This window comes from Cereibacter azotoformans (assembly GCF_021391315.1).
Lineage (GTDB): Bacteria > Pseudomonadota > Alphaproteobacteria > Rhodobacterales > Rhodobacteraceae > Cereibacter_A > Cereibacter_A azotoformans.
Map to the genome: position 1 here is coordinate 1329535 of NZ_CP090021.1, position 16555 is coordinate 1346089.

Sequence of the window (16555 nt, forward strand, 5' to 3'; positions counted from 1 at the left end):
CATGCGCGGCGCGGGCTCGGTTCCCTTGATCGTCGTTCTGATGGCGGGCGGGGCCGCCTCGATGTATGTGCCCGCGGCCCATGCGCTCGTGGTGCGCGAGCACGATGTCGCGCGCGCCTTCTTCTATGCCGGCACCTTCCTGCTCATCCTGATTGCCATGGTGGCGATCGCCACGGGGAACCGGCCGCCGCCGCGTGCGGCGCGGGCGCATCTGACGACCCTGGTGGGCGCCTATCTCGTCCTTCCGCCCATGCTGGCGCTGCCGTTCCTGATGGCGGTGCCGGACACGAGCTTCACCAACGCCTGGTTCGAGATGCTCTCGTCCTTCACCACGACGGGGGCCACGCTCTACGACACGCCGGGGCGCCTGCCGGCCTCGGTTCATCTGTGGCGGGCGCTGGTGGGCTGGCTGGGCGGCTTCTTCGTGCTGACGGCGGCGATGGCGGTGCTGGCGCCGCTGAGCCTGGGCGGGATGGAGGTGATCTCGGGCCATGCGCCGGGGCGCGAACAGGCCAGCCAGATCACGCGCATCGCCGACCCGACCGAGCGGCTGGTGCGTCAGTCGCTCGCGCTGTTCCCGGCCTATGCGGGGCTGACCCTGGCGCTCTGGGCCATGCTGCTTCTGGCGGGCGAGAGCGGACTGGTGGGGCTGTGTCATGCGATGGGCACCCTCTCGACCAGCGGGATCTCGCCGATCGAGACCATGACGGCGGGCGGCGCGGGCTTTACCGGCGAGCTCCTGATCTTCCTGTTCCTGTTCCTTGCCGTGACCCGCCGCCTGATGCCCGGCACGGCCATGGTGGACCGGGATACCCCCATCCACCGCGACCCCGAGGTGATGATGGCCTTCTTCTTCCTGCTCGGTGTGCCCGTGGTGCTGTTCCTGCGCCACTGGATCGGCGCGATCGAGACCGAGGACACGCAGAACATCTCGGCTGCCGCGCGCGCCATGTGGGGCGGGCTCTTCACCACGCTCTCGTTCCTGACGACGACCGGCTACGAATCCCGCGACTGGGTCGCCTCGCGCTCCTGGTCGGGGCTGGGCACGCCCGGCCTGATCCTGATCGGCCTTGCCATCGTGGGGGGCGGCGTGGCCACAACGGCGGGGGGCGTGAAACTTCTCAGGGTCTATGCGCTCTACCGCCACGCCGAGCGCGAGCTTGAGAGGATCGTCCATCCCAGCTCGATCGGCGGGCAGGGCGTGGTCGCCCGCCGGTTGCGCCGCGAAGGGGCCTATGTGGCCTGGATCTTCTTCATGCTCTTTGCCTTCTCCATTGCGGTGGTGACGGCGGCGCTGAGTCTCGCGGGGCTCGATTTCGAGCGGTCGATGGTGCTTGGCATCGCGGCCCTGACCACGACCGGGCCGCTGGCCGACCTCGCCGTCGAGACGCCGATCCGCTGGGCCGAACTGGGGCCGGCGGCCAAGATCATCGCCGGCGCGGCCATGGTTGTTGGCCGGATGGAAACGCTGGCCATCCTCGCGCTTCTCGCTCCCGCAAGCTGGCGGCGCTGAGCGGAAAAGCGGCAGGCCTGCCGCACTCAACTAAGGATCTGTTATTGGGACTGGAATCTCCCGCGAGTCCTGCCCATACTTGATTCTGACCGTCGGATTGCAGCCGGGGGGAACGAGGAAAGACGGAAGCGTCTCAACCATAAAGGCAAGATAACGGATGGCTGCCGATAAACAAAACTTGCAGGACGCCTTTCTGAACCACGTCAGAAAGGCAAAGGTTCCGGTAACGATTTTTCTCATCAACGGTGTTAAACTGCAGGGCGTGATTACCTGGTTCGACAATTTCTGCGTCCTGCTGCGCCGGGATGGACAGTCGCAGCTGGTCTACAAGCACGCGATTTCGACCATCATGCCCGGCCAACCGATCAACCTCTACGAGGGCGACGACTGATTTGAGCGATCCCGAGGAAGGGGAGGAGGAGCCCCGCCGCGAGGGTTTCGAGGGAGGCCAGCCCGAGGCTTCCGGCGGTGCGACGCGGTCGCAGCCGATGCGCGCCTTTGTGCTTCACCCCGACATACGCAGCGAGCGGTCGCGCCGGCTGCCCGAGCATCGTCTGGCCGAGGCGGTGGCCCTTGCCGCTGCGCTGCCGGACATGGAGATCGTGGGCCACGAGGTCGTGCGGCTTCCGCGGGCGCAGCCGGGGCTGCTGTTCGGAACCGGCAAGGTCGCCGAAATGAAGACCCGCTTCGAGGCGCTGGAGGTCGGTCTCGTGCTGGTGGACGGGCCGGTGTCGCCGGTCCAGCAGAGGAACCTGGAAAAGGAATGGGGGGTGAAGCTCCTCGACCGGACGGGGCTCATCCTCGAGATCTTTGCCGACCGCGCCCGCACCCGCGAGGGCGTGCTGCAGGTGGAGCTGGCCGCGCTCTCCTACCAGCGCACCCGGCTCGTGCGCGCCTGGACCCACCTCGAGCGGCAGAGGGGCGGCTTCGGCTTCGTGGGCGGCCCCGGTGAGACGCAGATCGAGGCCGACCGCCGCGCCATCGACGAGCAGGTGATCCGCATCCGCCGCCAGCTCGACAAGGTGGTCCGAACGCGCGAGTTGCACCGCGCCAGCCGGCGCAAGGTGCCGTTCCCGATCGTGGCGCTGGTGGGCTATACCAACGCCGGAAAATCGACGCTCTTCAACCGCATGACCGGCGCCGAGGTTCTGGCCAAGGACATGCTCTTTGCCACGCTCGACCCCACGATGCGGGGCGTCACGCTGCCTTCGGGGCGCAAAGTGATCCTGAGCGACACGGTGGGCTTCATCTCGGACCTGCCGACGCAGCTTGTGGCGGCCTTCCGTGCCACGCTCGAGGAGGTTCTCGAGGCGGATCTGATCCTGCATGTCCGTGACATTGCCCATCCCGAGACGGCCGAGCAGGCCGCGGACGTGGCCGAGATCCTCCAGAGCCTCGGGGTCAAGGGGGCGACGCCGCAATACGAGGTCTGGAACAAGCTCGACCTCGTGGAGGGGTCGGCCCACGAGCAGCTGGTGGCGCAGGCCCAGCGGTCGGAGACGGTTTTTGCCCTCTCCGCTCTCACCGGCGAAGGCCTGCCCGAACTGCTCGAGGCGGTTTCCGCCGCGTTCGACGAGGAAAAGACCGACCGGACCCTGACCCTCGGCTTTGCCGACGGCCGCCGCCGGGCCTGGCTTCATGCCGAGGGCGTGGTCACGGCCGAGGCGGAGACCGATGAGGGCCACCGGATCGAGGTCCGTTGGACCGCGCGGCAGGAAAAGCGCTATCGCGACCTGTGACCGGGGCGCGCGGCGGCCCTGGCCGCGGCGCACCCCCGAAAGGTTCAGTCGTCCAGCGGGTCGAGGCGCGTGATCCCGACCGCGGCGGCCCGGGCGAGCGCAGGATCAAGCGACATCGGGATATATTCGCCCCTCCGCCAAAGCTCGCCGAGATTGTCGTAGAACCGCGAGAGCGGGTGGCCGGACTGCCCGGTTGACGAGATGAAGACCGAGGAATCGGGGTCCGCGAAATCATAGACCCCGCGGTAGCCGGCGCCCGCCACATTCTCGTAGGGATTGCGCCCGGTGCCGCGGGTCATGCCGCGCATCAGCGTCTGGTCGCCCCCCGAGGTCGATTGCCGGATGTTCACGAAATAGCGCAGCAGCGGCACCTCTCCGAGTGCCGGATGATCGTGGGTCGCCTGATGGGCGTCGCCCCAGCGCCAGCTTTCAATATTGGGGCCGCGGTCCTCGGTCAGCCGGATCAGCGCATCGTCAAGCGCCATGCGCGCGATGTCGGTGCAGCTTTCCACGGCGGCCGACTGGATGATGTCGCACCAGACCGCCGCGCCCTCGACGTCGCGATAGACACGCTCGACGAAATCCGGCTGGAGATGGTTGAACTCGTCGGCGAGGGGGCCCAGTTCGTCCCGGATCAGCCGGTCCTGCAGCGCCCGCATCCAGGCCATGTAGATCAGCGGCTCGGGCAGGTGTTCGTTCATCTCGCCGTTCCATTCGGCGAGCAGCGTCAGCGCCCGCTGGCGCAGCCGCTCGGGCGTGCCTTCGGGCGCGGCCTCGCCGGTGAACCACAGGTCCGCCGCCACCAGCGGCAGCAGGTTGCGCGCCGTGGGCGAAACGGTATCAAGCTGCGCCTCGATGAAGCTTTCGCGGGTGTGGACCTCGCGGCTCTTCATCAGCGCAAGCCAGCGCTGGATGCGCTGCGTGTCGCCCCAGTCGAACGAGACATGCCGGGGGAAGGGCTGGTCCACCGTCTTGTTGTTCGTGTTGCCGAGGATCCCCGTCGAGGGATCGACCATCCGGGGATTGTCCTCGTAGGGAAAGACGCCCTGCCAGAGGTTCTCGGCGATCCAGCCGGGCGAGGGGATCCGCCCCCGGGACTGGTGGGCCGGGTCGCGCCTTGGCATCGCGCCGACCGTCTGCATCGCGACGCCGTTCACGTCGGCCAGCATCAGATTCTGCGCCGGGGCCACGAAGAGCCGCCCGGCCTCGATCGCCTCCTCGACGGTGCGGGCCTTCATCAGCCGCATGGCGGCGCTGATCGAGGTGTCCTGATCCGAAAGCGCCGTCCAGGACAGCGAGGCCACATGGCCGGGCGGCGTGATGGCGGCAAGGTCGTAATGCGTGCCCGGCAGGACCGGCCCGTTGTCCGTCCAGCGCAGCGTGACCGTGATCGGCCGCGCATCCTTCACATTGATGATCGAGCGCCGGGTCTCGAACCGCTTCCAGCCCTCGGGGGTGCGATATTCCTCGCGGTTGTCGGGGTTCAGCTCCTCGATATGGACATCCTGGTCGTCCATGTAGGCCGAGGTCAGCGCCCAGCCGAGCCGGTTCGAGCGGCCGAGCAGCACCGCCGGGATGCCCGGAAGCGTGGCGCCGATCACCCCGCCGGAGGCCAGTTGCAGACGCGCCAGATACCAGATCGAGGGGGCGGTGAAGGCCAGATGCGGATCATTGGCCAGAAGCGAGCCGCCCGCCGCCGAGCGGGACGGAGCGGCCGCCCAGGCGTTCGACGCCCCCGACAGGGCCTTGGGGTGGAAGGGCGAGAGCGGATCCTCGCCCAGCCCCACCTTGCGCAGCGCCGGGAAGGGACCGGGCACGAGGCTCGCATAGGAGGGCAGCGCGATGACGCCCTCGCCCGGGGCGTCGGGCAGGATGTCGGACACCCGCGCGTCGGGCAGAAGCAGCGACACCCGCGCCCGCAGAACCTCGGATTGCAGATGCGAGGACAGCTGCAACGCCATCAGCTTGATCAGCGCGATGCTGTCGGCCGGCCGCCAGACCGCGATCTCGTTCGAGAAGAGGAAGAACTCGGGCGCGCCGCGGCCGCGGGCATCGGCGTTGACCTGCCCGATCCAGGCATTGACGCCGCGGGAATAGGCCTCGAGCGCGGCCAGAACCTCGGGGTCCTGGACCTCGACCGACGCCTGCGCCAGACCGTAGAGGTCGTAGCGGCGCATCAGCTCGTCGATCTTCAGCGTGCGCTCGCCAAAGACCTCGGACAGCCGGCCCTGCGCCGTGCGCCGCATCGTGACCATCTGCCAGAGCCGGTCCTGGGCATGGGCGAATCCGAGCGCGAAATAGACGTCCTCGTCCGTCGGGCCGAAGATGTGCGGGACGTTGGAATCGTTGCGCACGATCTCGACCGGCCCGGACACCCCCTCGAGCCGGAAGCTCTCGTTGTAGTCGGGCAGCGAGCGCGACAGGAAATAATAGGTGATCAGCACGGCCACCAGCGCGAGAACCACGAGGCCGGTGAAGATGCGCAGCAGCCAGCGGAAGACGACGATCATGGGGCCCGTCCTTGACGCGAGAGGTCGGAATGGTTCCTAGTCGATCCGGAACATGACGGCAATCGGGAGGAAGATCATGGCCAAGCTGGCATTTCTGGGACTGGGGGTCATGGGCTTCCCGATGGCGGGGCATCTGGCCGCCAAGGGGCACGAGGTGACGGTCTTCAACCGCAGCGGCGCCAAGGCCGAGGCCTGGGTGTCCCGGCACGGCGGACGCTCGGCGCCCACGCCGGCCGAGGCGGCGGCGGGCGCCGAGTTCGTGATGGCCTGCGTGGGCAATGACGACGATCTGCGCGCGATCTGCCGCGGCGAGACGGGCGCCTTCGCGGGCATGGAGAGGGGCGCGATCTTCGTCGATCACACCACCGTTTCGGCGCAGGTCACGCGCGAGCTGGCGGCCGAGGCGGACGGGCTTGGCCTGGGCTTCGTTGATGCGCCGGTGTCGGGCGGGCAGGCCGGGGCCGAGAACGGGGCGCTCTCGATCATGTGCGGCGGCTCGGAGGCGCATTATGCACGGGCCGAGCCGGTGATGGAGGCCTATGCCCGCGTCTGCCACCGGCTGGGCGAGAGCGGCTCGGGGCAGGTCGCCAAGATGATGAACCAGATCTGCATTGCGGGGCTGGTGCAGGGGCTGGCCGAGGCGCTGGCCTTCGGCCAGAAGGCCGGCATGGACGGCAAGGCCGTGGTCGAGGTCATCAGCCAGGGGGCGGCCGGAAGCTGGCAGATGGCGAACCGCCATGCGACCATGCTCGAGGACCGGTTCGACTTCGGCTTCGCCGTGGACTGGATGCGCAAGGATCTGGGGATCTGCCTGCGGACCGCCGACGAGGTGGGGGCGAGCCTGCCCGTCACGGCCCTCGTCGACCAGTTCTACAAGGAGGTTCAGCAGATGGGCGGCGGCCGCTGGGACACGTCCGCGCTCATCAAGCGCCTGACCCGCTGACGGGCCGGCCCCGGGAGATGACTCCCGGGGCCCGTCCGTGACGGATCACGGGATGATGCGCGAATATTTGACGCCGCCCAGCGTCGCCCCGGCGATCAGGCCCGACTGTCCGAAGACCAGCGCCACGACGGGCTGGATCTCGGTCGTCTCCTTGCCGATGCTGGCGCCCTGATCGGGCGTGGCGTAGCGCACGTCCGCGCCCACCGCCCAGCCCGAGCCCGCCCGGAAATCGGCCAGCGCCTGTTCGGTCATGAAGAAGAGCGCATGGGCATATTGCTGCGCGCCGATCTGGAAGCCGATGGTCGCGCGGGTGGCCGAATAGTAATCCACCGTGATGTCGTTGATCCTCAGCGCCCCGCGCCCGTAGGCGCCGCCGACGCCGAAGCCCGCCTCGGTCACGAGCGGCATGTAGAGAACGCCCCTGGCGTCGCGTGCAAGGTCGCGCGTGCCGGGGTAGCGCCCGAAGAGATAATCGCGCGTGGCATCCACCCGCGCGTCGATCACCGCCGCGTTGTTGTTGCCGACGCCGTTGGCGCAGGCCGCCGTCAGAAGAACCGCCGTGCCTGCGGTACCGAGAAATGTCCGCCTCGAATAGTCAGCCATGAAACCCTCTTTCCGCCCCGAACCGTGGATCGGGGATCTTTCGCCCCCCTGACACGACGTTATACAGCGTTCTTCGCCCGTTGTCAGCCCGGAGCAGCCCGGCCATGGCGGCCGGACGCTCACTCAGGGGCCGGCGCCTCAGGCGTCGCGCAGAAGCCGCGCGGCCTCGGGGGCGAAATAGGTCAGGATGCCGTCGCAACCCGCGCGCTTGAAGCAGAGCAGGCTCTCCATCATGGTGGCCTCGCCCTTGATCCAGCCGCGCTCGGCGGCGCCCTTGATCATCGCATACTCGCCCGAGACCTGATAGGCGTAGGTCGGCACGCCGAAGGCGTCCTTCACCCGGCGGCAGATGTCGAGATAGGGCATCCCGGGCTTGACCATCACCATGTCGGCGCCCTCGCGCAGGTCGCGCTCGATCAGACGCAACGCCTCGTCGCTGTTGCCCGGGTCCATCTGGTAGGTCTTCTTGTCACCCTTCAGCGCGCCCGAGGCGCCCACCGCATCGCGGAACGGGCCGTAGAAGGCCGAGGCGTATTTCGCCGAATAGCTCAGGATCGCCACATCCTTGTGGCCCGCGGCTTCCAGCGCCGAGCGCATCGCGCCGATGCGGCCGTCCATCATGTCGGACGGCCCGAGGATGTCGGCGCCGCACTCGGCCTGCACCAGCGCCATCTTCACCAGCGCCTCGACGGTCTCGTCGTTGAGGATGATCCCGTCGCGCACCAGCCCGTCGTGGCCGTTGGCGTTGTAGGGATCGAGCGCCACGTCGGTCATCACCGCCACCTCGGGCACCGCCGCCTTGATCGCCCGGATCGCCCGGTTCGCGAGGTTGTCGGGGTTCCAGGCTTCCTCGCAGGCTTCCGTCTTCAGCGAGGGGTCGGTGTAGGGAAAGAGGCAGACGGCCGGAATGCCGAGGCTCGCCGCCTCTTCCGCCGCCTTCACGATATTGTCCACCGAGCGGCGCACGACGCCGGGCATCGAATGGATCGGCTCTTCGACATTTTCCCCGTCGCGAACGAACAGCGGCCAGATCAGATCGCCCGCCGTCAGCGTGTTTTCCTGCGTCAGCCGGCGCAGGGCGTCGGTGCGGCGGACGCGGCGGAAACGGGCGTGGGGGTAGGCGGCTTGGATCGGGCGCATGGCTGTCCTCGAGTGGCGCAGGCCCGGCGAGCCTGAGCGGGCTTGGAAAATTTCCTTCTGCCTGCCATGGAAAGACCCTCATCTCAAGGGTAGGAATGCCGCAAGGGCGGTGGGATGACCCGTCCGGGCGAGAGGAAGGTGCTCGTGGATTTTTATGCCCGTGTTTCGGAAGTGATCGATCTGCGGTCCTTTTCCAACCTGTGGTTCTGGATCGCGCTCGCGGTCATGTGGTCCACGGCGAGTCACTGGGTGATCGGCGTTCCCTGGGATCTCGTGCAGCGCGCCCGGCGCCGGGGCGGCGCGGCGGGCGAGGACGTGAACCAGCTGTCGCGCATCTATGCCGGGCGGCTCCGCCACATCGGCACGAGTGCCGGGCTCTGGATCGTGGCCATCGGCGCCTTCCTTCTCACCACGCTCGGCCTTCTGGGATTTCGCTACGGGATCGAGTTCGCGCAGGCGCTCTTCTGCCTCGGCTTTCCCATGATGCTGGTGGGCGGGCTCAGCCTGCGCACCGCCTTCCGCATCGAGGACCTCTCGGGCCGCGAGCTGTACCGCGCGCTTGCCGCGCACCGCAGGCAGGTGCAGGGGCTCGGCGTGGTCTCGATCTTCGTGACCGCCCTGTGGGGCATGTATCAGAACCTGCGCATCGGCGTGCTCTGACCGCTTCGGCGCTGGAGGCGGCGCAGAGGCCGTTGACGCCGCGGTGCGCCCTGTTAAGTGAGCCTCATGCAGAATGGAACGCGGATCCTCCTCGGCGGTGCGCCCGAGGGCTACGACGCCCGCCTGGTCGCCAAAGAGCTCGACCGCGGTGCCCCTGTCATCCATGTCGCGCGCGACGACAAGCGGCTCGAGGCGATGCGCGCGGCCCTGGCCATCATGGCGCCGCAGGCCGTCGTGCTGGAGCTGCCCGCCTGGGACTGTCTGCCCTACGATCGGGTCTCGCCCAACCCCGAGATCTCCTCGCGCCGGATGGCGACGCTGGCCGCGCTCGCGCACGGGATGCCGGGGCCGTTCGTGCTGCTGACGACGCTGAACGCGGCCACGCAGCGCATCCCGGCGCGGGATCTGCTGCGCGCGGCCTCCTTCACGGCCCGCGTGGGTGACCGGGTGGATGAAGGACGGCTTCGAACCTACCTGTCCCGCATGGGTTTTTCACTGACCGATACGGTGACGGAACCCGGTGACTACGCGATCCGCGGAGGCATCGTGGACATCTTCCCGCCGGGTGTGGCGGGGCCGGTGCGGCTCGACTTCTTCGGCGACGTGCTGGACGGCGCGCGCCGCTTCGACCCCGAGACCCAGCGGACGGTCGAGAAGCTCGACCTTGTCGAGCTGGCTCCGGTGTCCGAGGTGATGCTGGACGAGGGGTCGATCACCCGCTTCCGCCAGAACTACCGGATCGAGTTCGGCGCGGCGGGCACCGATGACCCGCTCTACGAGGCGGTCAGTGCGGGGCGCAAGCATCAGGGGATGGAGCACTGGCTGCCCTTCTTCCACGAGCGGCTGGAGACGCTGTTCGACTACCTGCCCGAGGCGAGCGTGATGCTCGACGACCAGGTGACACCCGCCCGGATTTCGCGCTGGGAGGGGATTGCCGACCAGTATGATGCCCGGCGCGAGGCGATGACGGCGAAGGGTCGTCTCGATACGGTGTACAAGCCCTCGGCGCCCGAGCTTCTCTATCTGGACGAAGCCGCCTGGCACGCGGCGGTGGTGGGGCACCGGGTCATCCAGCTGTCGCCGCTGGCCCAGAGTCCGGGACCGGGTGTGCTGGATGCCGGCGGTCGCATGGGCCGCAACTTCGCGCCGGAGCGTCAGGCGGAAAATATCAGCCTTTTCGGTGCCTTGGTCGATCATGTTCGCACGTTGCGCGAACAGGGTCAGGTGGTGATCGCCAGCTGGTCCGAAGGCGCGCGCGAACGTCTGAAGGGGCTTCTGGAGGATGCGGGGCTGCAGGGCGCGAAGTTCGTCCGCGACATCCGCGACGTCCCCGAGGGGCGCGGCGGCACGCATCTGATGGTCTGGTCGCTGGAGCAGGGCTTTACCGCGCCGGGCCTTGCGGTGATCTCGGAACAGGACGTGCTGGGCGACCGGCTGATCTCGAAGCCGAAGAAGCGCCGCAAGGCCGAGAACTTCCTGCGCGAGCACGACACCCTGACGCCCGGCGATCTCGTCGTCCATGTCGAACATGGCGTGGGCCGCTACATGGGGCTCGAGACGCTGCGCGTGCCGCAGCCGCCCTCGAACAAGCCGGGGCCGCCGCACGACTACCTGCATCTCGTCTATGCGGAGGAGGCGAAGCTCTACCTGCCGGTGGAGAACATTGAGCTTCTCAGCCGTTACGGGCATGAGGAGGGGCTTCTCGACAAGCTCGGCGGCGGGGCGTGGCAGGCGAAGAAGGCCCGCCTGAAGGAGCGCATCCGCGAGATCGCCGAGCGGCTGATGCGGATCGCGGCCGAGCGTCACCTGCGCCATGCGCCGATCCTCGAGGCGCCTCATTCGCTGTGGGAGGCCTTCTCGGCCCGCTTTCCCTACCAGGAAACCGACGATCAGCTGTCGGCCATCGCGGATGTCATCAAGGACCTGGAATCCGGCAGCCCGATGGACCGGCTGGTGGTGGGCGACGTGGGCTTCGGCAAGACCGAAGTCGCGATGCGCGCGGCCTTCGTGGCGGCTTTGGCCGGGATGCAGGTCGCGGTGATCTGCCCGACGACGCTGCTCGCGCGGCAGCATTTCCGCAGCTTTTCCGAGCGCTTCCGCGGCTTTCCGATGAAGGTGCGTCAACTTTCGCGCTTCGTGTCCGCGAGGGAAGCGGCCGAGACGCGGGCGGGGCTGGCCGACGGGACGGTGGATATCTGCATCGGCACCCACGCGCTTCTGGCCAAAGGCGTGAAGCTGAAGAGCCTCGGCCTTCTCATCATCGACGAGGAGCAGCATTTCGGCGTCTCGCACAAGGAGCGGCTGAAGGAGATGCGCTCGGAGGTGCATGTGCTGACCCTGACCGCGACGCCGATCCCGCGGACGCTGCAACTGTCGCTTACGGGCGTGCGGGATCTGTCGATCATTGCGACGCCCCCGGTGGACCGGCTGGCCATCCGCACCTATGTGTCCGAGTTCGACACGGTGACGATCCGCGAGGCGCTTCTGCGCGAACGCTACCGGGGCGGGCAGAGCTTCTTCGTCGTGCCGCGCCTGTCGGACCTGCCCGACATGGAGACCTTCCTGCGCGAGCATGTGCCCGAGGTGACCTATGTCGTGGCCCACGGCCAACTGGCGGCGGGCGACCTCGACGAACGGATGAACGCCTTTTATGACGGCAAGTTCGACGTGCTTCTTGCCACGACGATCGTTGAGTCCGGTCTCGACATTCCCACCGCCAACACGATGATCGTGCATCGCGCCGACATGTTCGGCCTCAGCCAGCTTTACCAGATCCGCGGCCGGGTGGGCCGGGCCAAGACGCGGGCCTACTGCTACCTGACCACCAAGCCTCGCGCGCCCTTGACGCCGCAGGCGATCAAGCGGCTGCGGCTGCTGGCCAGTCTCGACAGTCTCGGCGCGGGCTTCAACCTGGCCAGCCACGACCTCGACCTGCGGGGCGCGGGGAACCTGCTGGGCGAGGAACAGTCGGGCCATATCAAGGAAGTGGGCTACGAGCTTTACCAGCAGATGCTGGAGGAGACGATCCAGAAGCTGCGCTCGGGCGAGTTGCAGGGCCTGACCGAGCAGGACGAGCAATGGGCGCCGCAGATCAACCTCGGGGTGCCGGTGCTGATCCCCGAGGAGTTCGTGACGGATCTCGACGTGCGGCTGGGGCTTTACCGCCGGCTCTCGGGGCTGACGACCAAGGTCGAGCTGGAGGGCTTCGCCGCCGAGCTGATCGACCGCTTTGGCCCATTGCCCAAGGAGGTCAACACCTTGCTCCTCGTTGTTCGCATCAAGGCCATGTGCAAGCGCGCCGGGATCTCTCGGCTGGAAACCGGGCCTCGGGGGGCCACGGTCCAGTTCCACAACGACAAGTTCGCCAATCCGGTGGGGCTTGTGGATTTCATCAAGGCGCAGGGGGACACGGCGCGGGTGAAGGACAACAAGATCGTGCTTGCGCGGGACTGGAAGACGGAAGGTGACCGGATCAAGGGCGCGTTTGCCATCGCACGCGATCTGGCCGAAAAGCTGGTGAAGCCCGAAAAGGCCAAGGCCAAGGCACCCTCCGCCTGAGGCGGCAAGCGGAAAAACGGTTCACGCCGCCTTTCATCAAAGGCCGGATCAGGTCCTCGGCAGGGACCGGATCAGCAGGAAGCCCACACCGGCAAAGGACGCCACCCCGAGCATCAGGGGCAGCGGAGTGCCGTCGAAGGCGAGACCAAGAGGCGCCGCGAGGGCCACCGCGAGCACCGTCGCGATGGAGCCGATCACCGAGGCCGCCATGCCCGCGATGTGGCCCACCGGCTCCATCGCCATCGCGTTAAGGTTGCCAAGCGTCAGGCCCGCCATGAAGAAGACCCCGGTCGTCCAGAGGACATAGGCTGGAAAGGCCAGCGCCGCGGGCCAGAGGTCGTTCGCCGTCATCCCCCACATGCCGAGCGACAGCAGGAACTGCACCCCGAGCGCCACCGTCACGAGAAAGCGCATCCCGAGCCGCATGACGAGGGCCGCATTGACGAGGCTCGCCGTGCCCGCCATCAGGGCGATGACCGCAAACCACAGCGGAAAGCTCTCTCCGCGCCCCCAGGTCACGTCGAACACCTGCTGGGTCGAGGAGAGCGTGCCGAAGAGCGCGCCGAAGACCAGAGTCTGCACGCCGATGGCCGTCAGGATCACGCGATGCGAGAGCACCTCGCGGAAGGCCGAGCCGAGCCCCGCGACCGAGACGGGGCGCCGCGCGTGCGGTGGCAGCGTCTCGGGCTGGCGGATCGAGAGCCAAAGGATCGACACGGCCGAAAAGGCCAGGAACGACAGGAAGATGCCCCGCCAGCCGAGGGCGTCGATGATCACCGTTCCCATGAGCGGCGCCACGGCCGGCACCAGCGTGAAGATCAGCATGGCAAAGCTCATGATCCGCGCCATCTCGCGCCCGCGGTAGAGGTCGCGGACGAGGGCCAGCGACACGACTCGCGGGGCCGAGGCGCCGAGCCCGCCCACCACGCGGGCGATCAGCAGAAGCTCGAGCGTCGGGGCCGCCCAGGCGCAGAGGGCGGCGAGGCAGTAGAGCACCGCCCCGCCCATGATCACGCGCTTGCGGCCGAACCGGTCCGAGAGCGGGCCCGCCACGAAGGTGCCGATCCCCATGCCGAGCACGAAGCTCGTCAGGATCAGCTGCGCCCGGTTCGGGTCGGCGGGACTGAGTTCGGCGGCGATCTCGGGCAGGGCGGGCAGCATCGAGTCGATGGAAAAGGCGACGGTCGCGAAGAGCATCGCGATCATGCCCACGAACTCGGGCCGCGAGAGCCGGCCGCTCTCGGGGATGTCGGTGGTCGAGGTCATGCGTCCGCCCCATCCTGGCCGGCCAGTTCGTCGATGACCTGCTGCCACAGCTCGACCGGCTGCGCCCCCGGCACCGCATGGCGGCGCGCGACGAGGAAGGTCGGCACCGCCCGCACGCCCTTGGCGCGCGCGTCGGCATCGCGCGCGGCCAGATCCTCGCGGTCGGAGTCGGAGGCCAGCAGCCGCAGCGTCAGCGCCCGGTCCATGCCGCAGCGGCCGGCGATGTCGGCCAGCACCTCGGGGTCGCCGATGTCCAGCCCTTCGCGGAAATAGCTGCGGAAGAGGGCCGAGACCACCGGCGTCTGGCGCCCCTCGAGCCCCGCCCAGTGGATCAGCCTGTGCGCGTCGAGCGTGTTCGGCGTGCGCTGGATCGCGGCCAGATCTATCTCGAGGCCGGCGGCCTCGGCGGCGCCCTGGACACGGGTGTAGGCTTCGGCGGCGGCCTGCCGGCTGCCGAACTTCGTCTCGAGATAGGTGCGCCGGTCCATGCCCTCGGGGGGCATCTCGGGATTGAGCTGGAACGGATGCCACTCGATCGCGAACGGATGATCGGGCCGCGTTCCGAGGGCGCGATCGAGCAGGGCCTTGCCGATGTAGCACCAGGGGCAGATCGGGTCCGAAAAGATGTCGAGACGGATCATGGCCGCTCCTTCGGTGGTGGGAAGTGGGGGCACCGGCGGCCTGCGGCGATGCGCCGCCTCGTGCTACGCCTGCCCGGCGGACGATGCAAGCGTCGGGCTCTCTTGGGCTCTTGATCTTGCCGGGCCGGCGCCTATGTGCGAATGAACGTTCATTCGCCCTCCGTCCGAGGTCCCATGCCCGACAGCTTCGCCCCCGTGCCGCGGGGGGACGAGATCCTCGACCAGATCCGGGGCACCTTTGCCGAAAAGGGGTTCGACGGCGCGTCGATGCAGGATCTTGCCCGCGCGGCGGGCATGAGTGTCGGCAACTTCTACCGCTACTTTCCCTCCAAGGGCGCCATCGTCGAAGCCATCGTCCGCCGCGACCTGGAAAGCGTCGAGCGCGACTTTGCGGCGGTGGTCTCGTCCGAGAACCCGATGGCCCGCCTGCGCGAGATCCTGCGCTACCGGATCGAGGTGAAGCTCTGCGAGGAGGATGCGCCGCTCTGGGCCGAGATCACGGCCATGGCGCATCGCAACCCCGAGATCGGGGCGGTCTGCGACCGGATGGAAGCCGAGATCCGCGCGGCCTTCCTCGGCATCTTCGCCCGCGTCACGGGTCTGCCGCCTGCGGAGGCGGAACGCCGCTTCGCTGCCCACGCCGCCTTCCTCGTGATGCTCGTGCGGGCATGGGCGCTCGACTGGCCGCAGAAAAGGGCCGGGGCGCTTGAACTGAAATCCCTTCTGCTGCGTACCATCGACACGACCCTCGACGAGGTGGCCCGATGCGACGCGAACCGTCTCCCATGAGCGAAAGGTCTGCCATGCGGCGCTTGATGACGATTGCCCTTCTTGCCGGTCTGCTGCCCCAGGTGGTGCTTGCGCAGGAGACGGGGCCGAAGCCCGGACAGGCCGCGCAGGCGCTGCCCGCGATCACGGTCTCGACGGTGGTGCGCCGGCCGATGCGCGACCGGGTCATCGCCTCGGGGCTGATCGGCGCGGTGGAGCTGGTGCAGGTCCAGCCGTTGATCGAGGGCCAGCCGATCGAGGCGCTCGAGGCGGATGTGGGCGACTTGGTGGCCGAGGGGCAGGTGCTGGCACGGCTGTCGGTCTCGACGCTGGAGCTGCAGAAGAGCCAGTTCACCGCCTCGCTGGCCTCGGCACGGGCCACGATCGCGCAGGCCGAGGCGCAGGTGCTGGAAGCGCAGTCCTCGGCGGACGAGGCCGAGCGGGTGAACCGCCGGACGGCGCAGCTGCGCGAGCAGGGGGCCGCCTCGCAGGCGGCCGCCGACACGGCGCAGGCCTCCTCCGTCTCGGCCAATGCGCGGGTGATGGTGGCCCGCCAGACGCTCGAGGCGGCCCGCGCGCAGGTGGCGCTGGCCGAGGCGCAGCTGGCCAATGTCGAGCTGCAGCTGAAGCGCACCTCGGTCGTGGCGCCGGTGGCGGGAGAGATCGTCTCGCGCAATGCCAAGGTGGGCGCCATCGCCTCGGCGCAGGGCGAGCCCATGTTCACGCTGCTGCGCGACGGGCGGCTTGAGCTTTTCGCCGATGTGGCCGAGCAGGATCTGCTGCGGCTCCGGCCGGGGCAGTCGGTCAAGATCCGCACGCTGGGCGCGGCCGAGCCGATCCCCGGCTCGGTCCGGCTGGTGGAGCCCGCCATTGACACGGCGACGCGCCTCGGGCGGGCCCGGATCGCCATCGACCGGATCGAGGCGGTGCGCTCGGGCATGTTCGCCGAGGCCGAGATCCTCGTGACCGAGCGCGAGTCGCTGGCGGTGCCGGTCACGGCGGTCAGCGGCGGGGCCGAGGGCGCGACGGTGCTGCGCGTCCGTCAGGGCGGCACGGTCGAGCGGACCCCGATCGTGACCGGCATCCGCGACGGCGGCATGGTCGAGGTCGTGGAAGGGCTCTTTTCCAACGATCTCGTGGTGACGAAGGCCGGCGCCTTCGTCCGTCCCGGCGACCGGGTGAACCCGGTTCCGGCGGAACCCGTGAACTGAGGC

Annotated in this window: 13 protein-coding genes; 8 read left to right on the forward strand and 5 right to left on the reverse strand. The window is 68.5% G+C overall.

The window, feature by feature from the left end; genetic code table 11:
* The first annotated feature begins 1 nt into the window (after nucleotide 1).
* The 3 genes from LV780_RS06700 (at nucleotide 2) to hflX (ending at nucleotide 3252) form a co-directional block, all read left to right on the forward strand.
* Entirely contained in the window at nucleotides 2-1513 is a 1512-nt protein-coding gene (locus LV780_RS06700; RefSeq protein ID WP_011908517.1) for a potassium transporter TrkG, read from the forward strand.
* Nucleotides 1514-1670: 157 nt separating this feature from the next.
* Complete coding sequence (hfq, locus tag LV780_RS06705; protein ID WP_002719962.1) at nucleotides 1671-1904, forward strand: RNA chaperone Hfq; 234 nt, start codon at nucleotides 1671-1673, stop codon at nucleotides 1902-1904.
* A gap of 1 nt (nucleotide 1905) precedes the next feature.
* Nucleotides 1906-3252 carry a GTPase HflX gene (gene hflX / locus LV780_RS06710; protein WP_011908518.1) on the forward strand — a complete coding sequence of 449 codons (1347 nt, stop codon included), beginning with the start codon at nucleotides 1906-1908 and terminating at the stop codon, nucleotides 3250-3252.
* A gap of 44 nt (nucleotides 3253-3296) precedes the next feature.
* Here the strand turns inward: hflX and LV780_RS06715 are convergent, their stop codons facing one another.
* Nucleotides 3297-5762 carry a penicillin acylase family protein gene (locus LV780_RS06715; protein ID WP_108220170.1) on the reverse strand — a complete coding sequence of 822 codons (2466 nt, stop codon included), beginning with the start codon at nucleotides 5760-5762 and terminating at the stop codon, nucleotides 3297-3299.
* Nucleotides 5763-5838: 76 nt separating this feature from the next.
* Here LV780_RS06715 and LV780_RS06720 point away from each other — a divergent pair, with 76 nt between their 5' ends.
* Entirely contained in the window at nucleotides 5839-6705 is an 867-nt protein-coding gene (locus LV780_RS06720) for an NAD(P)-dependent oxidoreductase (RefSeq protein WP_108220171.1), read from the forward strand.
* 45 nt (nucleotides 6706-6750) lie between these two features.
* On the opposite strand, the gene LV780_RS06725 is transcribed toward LV780_RS06720, so the two are convergent.
* Nucleotides 6751-7308: a lipid-binding SYLF domain-containing protein gene (locus tag LV780_RS06725; RefSeq protein WP_108220172.1), complete on the reverse strand. Its 558-nt coding sequence runs from the start codon at nucleotides 7306-7308 to the stop codon at nucleotides 6751-6753.
* Nucleotides 7309-7446: 138 nt separating this feature from the next.
* Nucleotides 7447-8448 carry a porphobilinogen synthase gene (gene hemB / locus LV780_RS06730; RefSeq protein WP_011908522.1) on the reverse strand — a complete coding sequence of 334 codons (1002 nt, stop codon included), beginning with the start codon at nucleotides 8446-8448 and terminating at the stop codon, nucleotides 7447-7449.
* Between the two features lie 144 nt (nucleotides 8449-8592).
* Here hemB and LV780_RS06735 point away from each other — a divergent pair, with 144 nt between their 5' ends.
* On the forward strand, nucleotides 8593-9108 hold the full coding sequence (locus LV780_RS06735; RefSeq protein WP_101340712.1) for a component of SufBCD complex: 516 nt from the start codon (nucleotides 8593-8595) through the stop codon (nucleotides 9106-9108).
* 66 nt (nucleotides 9109-9174) lie between these two features.
* Complete coding sequence (mfd, locus tag LV780_RS06740) at nucleotides 9175-12666, forward strand: transcription-repair coupling factor (protein WP_108220173.1); 3492 nt, start codon at nucleotides 9175-9177, stop codon at nucleotides 12664-12666.
* 48 nt (nucleotides 12667-12714) lie between these two features.
* Here mfd and LV780_RS06745 read toward each other — a convergent pair whose 3' ends face one another.
* Both LV780_RS06745 and LV780_RS06750 read right to left on the reverse strand, forming a co-directional pair.
* Entirely contained in the window at nucleotides 12715-13932 is a 1218-nt protein-coding gene (locus LV780_RS06745; RefSeq protein WP_011908525.1) for a multidrug effflux MFS transporter, read from the reverse strand.
* Nucleotides 13929-14573 (reverse strand): DsbA family oxidoreductase, encoded by a 645-nt coding sequence (locus LV780_RS06750; RefSeq protein ID WP_101340670.1) that lies wholly within the window; start codon nucleotides 14571-14573, stop codon nucleotides 13929-13931. The genes LV780_RS06745 and LV780_RS06750 overlap by 4 nt, the downstream gene beginning before the upstream one ends.
* Nucleotides 14574-14747: 174 nt before the next feature.
* On the opposite strand from LV780_RS06750, the gene LV780_RS06755 reads away from it, so the two are divergent.
* Together LV780_RS06755 and LV780_RS06760 are read left to right on the forward strand one after the other, a co-directional pair.
* A complete protein-coding gene (locus LV780_RS06755; protein WP_108220174.1) occupies nucleotides 14748-15362 on the forward strand; it encodes a TetR/AcrR family transcriptional regulator in 615 nt (204 codons plus the stop codon).
* 14 nt (nucleotides 15363-15376) lie between these two features.
* Complete coding sequence (locus tag LV780_RS06760) at nucleotides 15377-16552, forward strand: efflux RND transporter periplasmic adaptor subunit (protein WP_181969639.1); 1176 nt, start codon at nucleotides 15377-15379, stop codon at nucleotides 16550-16552.
* Nucleotides 16553-16555: the final 3 nt, after the last annotated feature.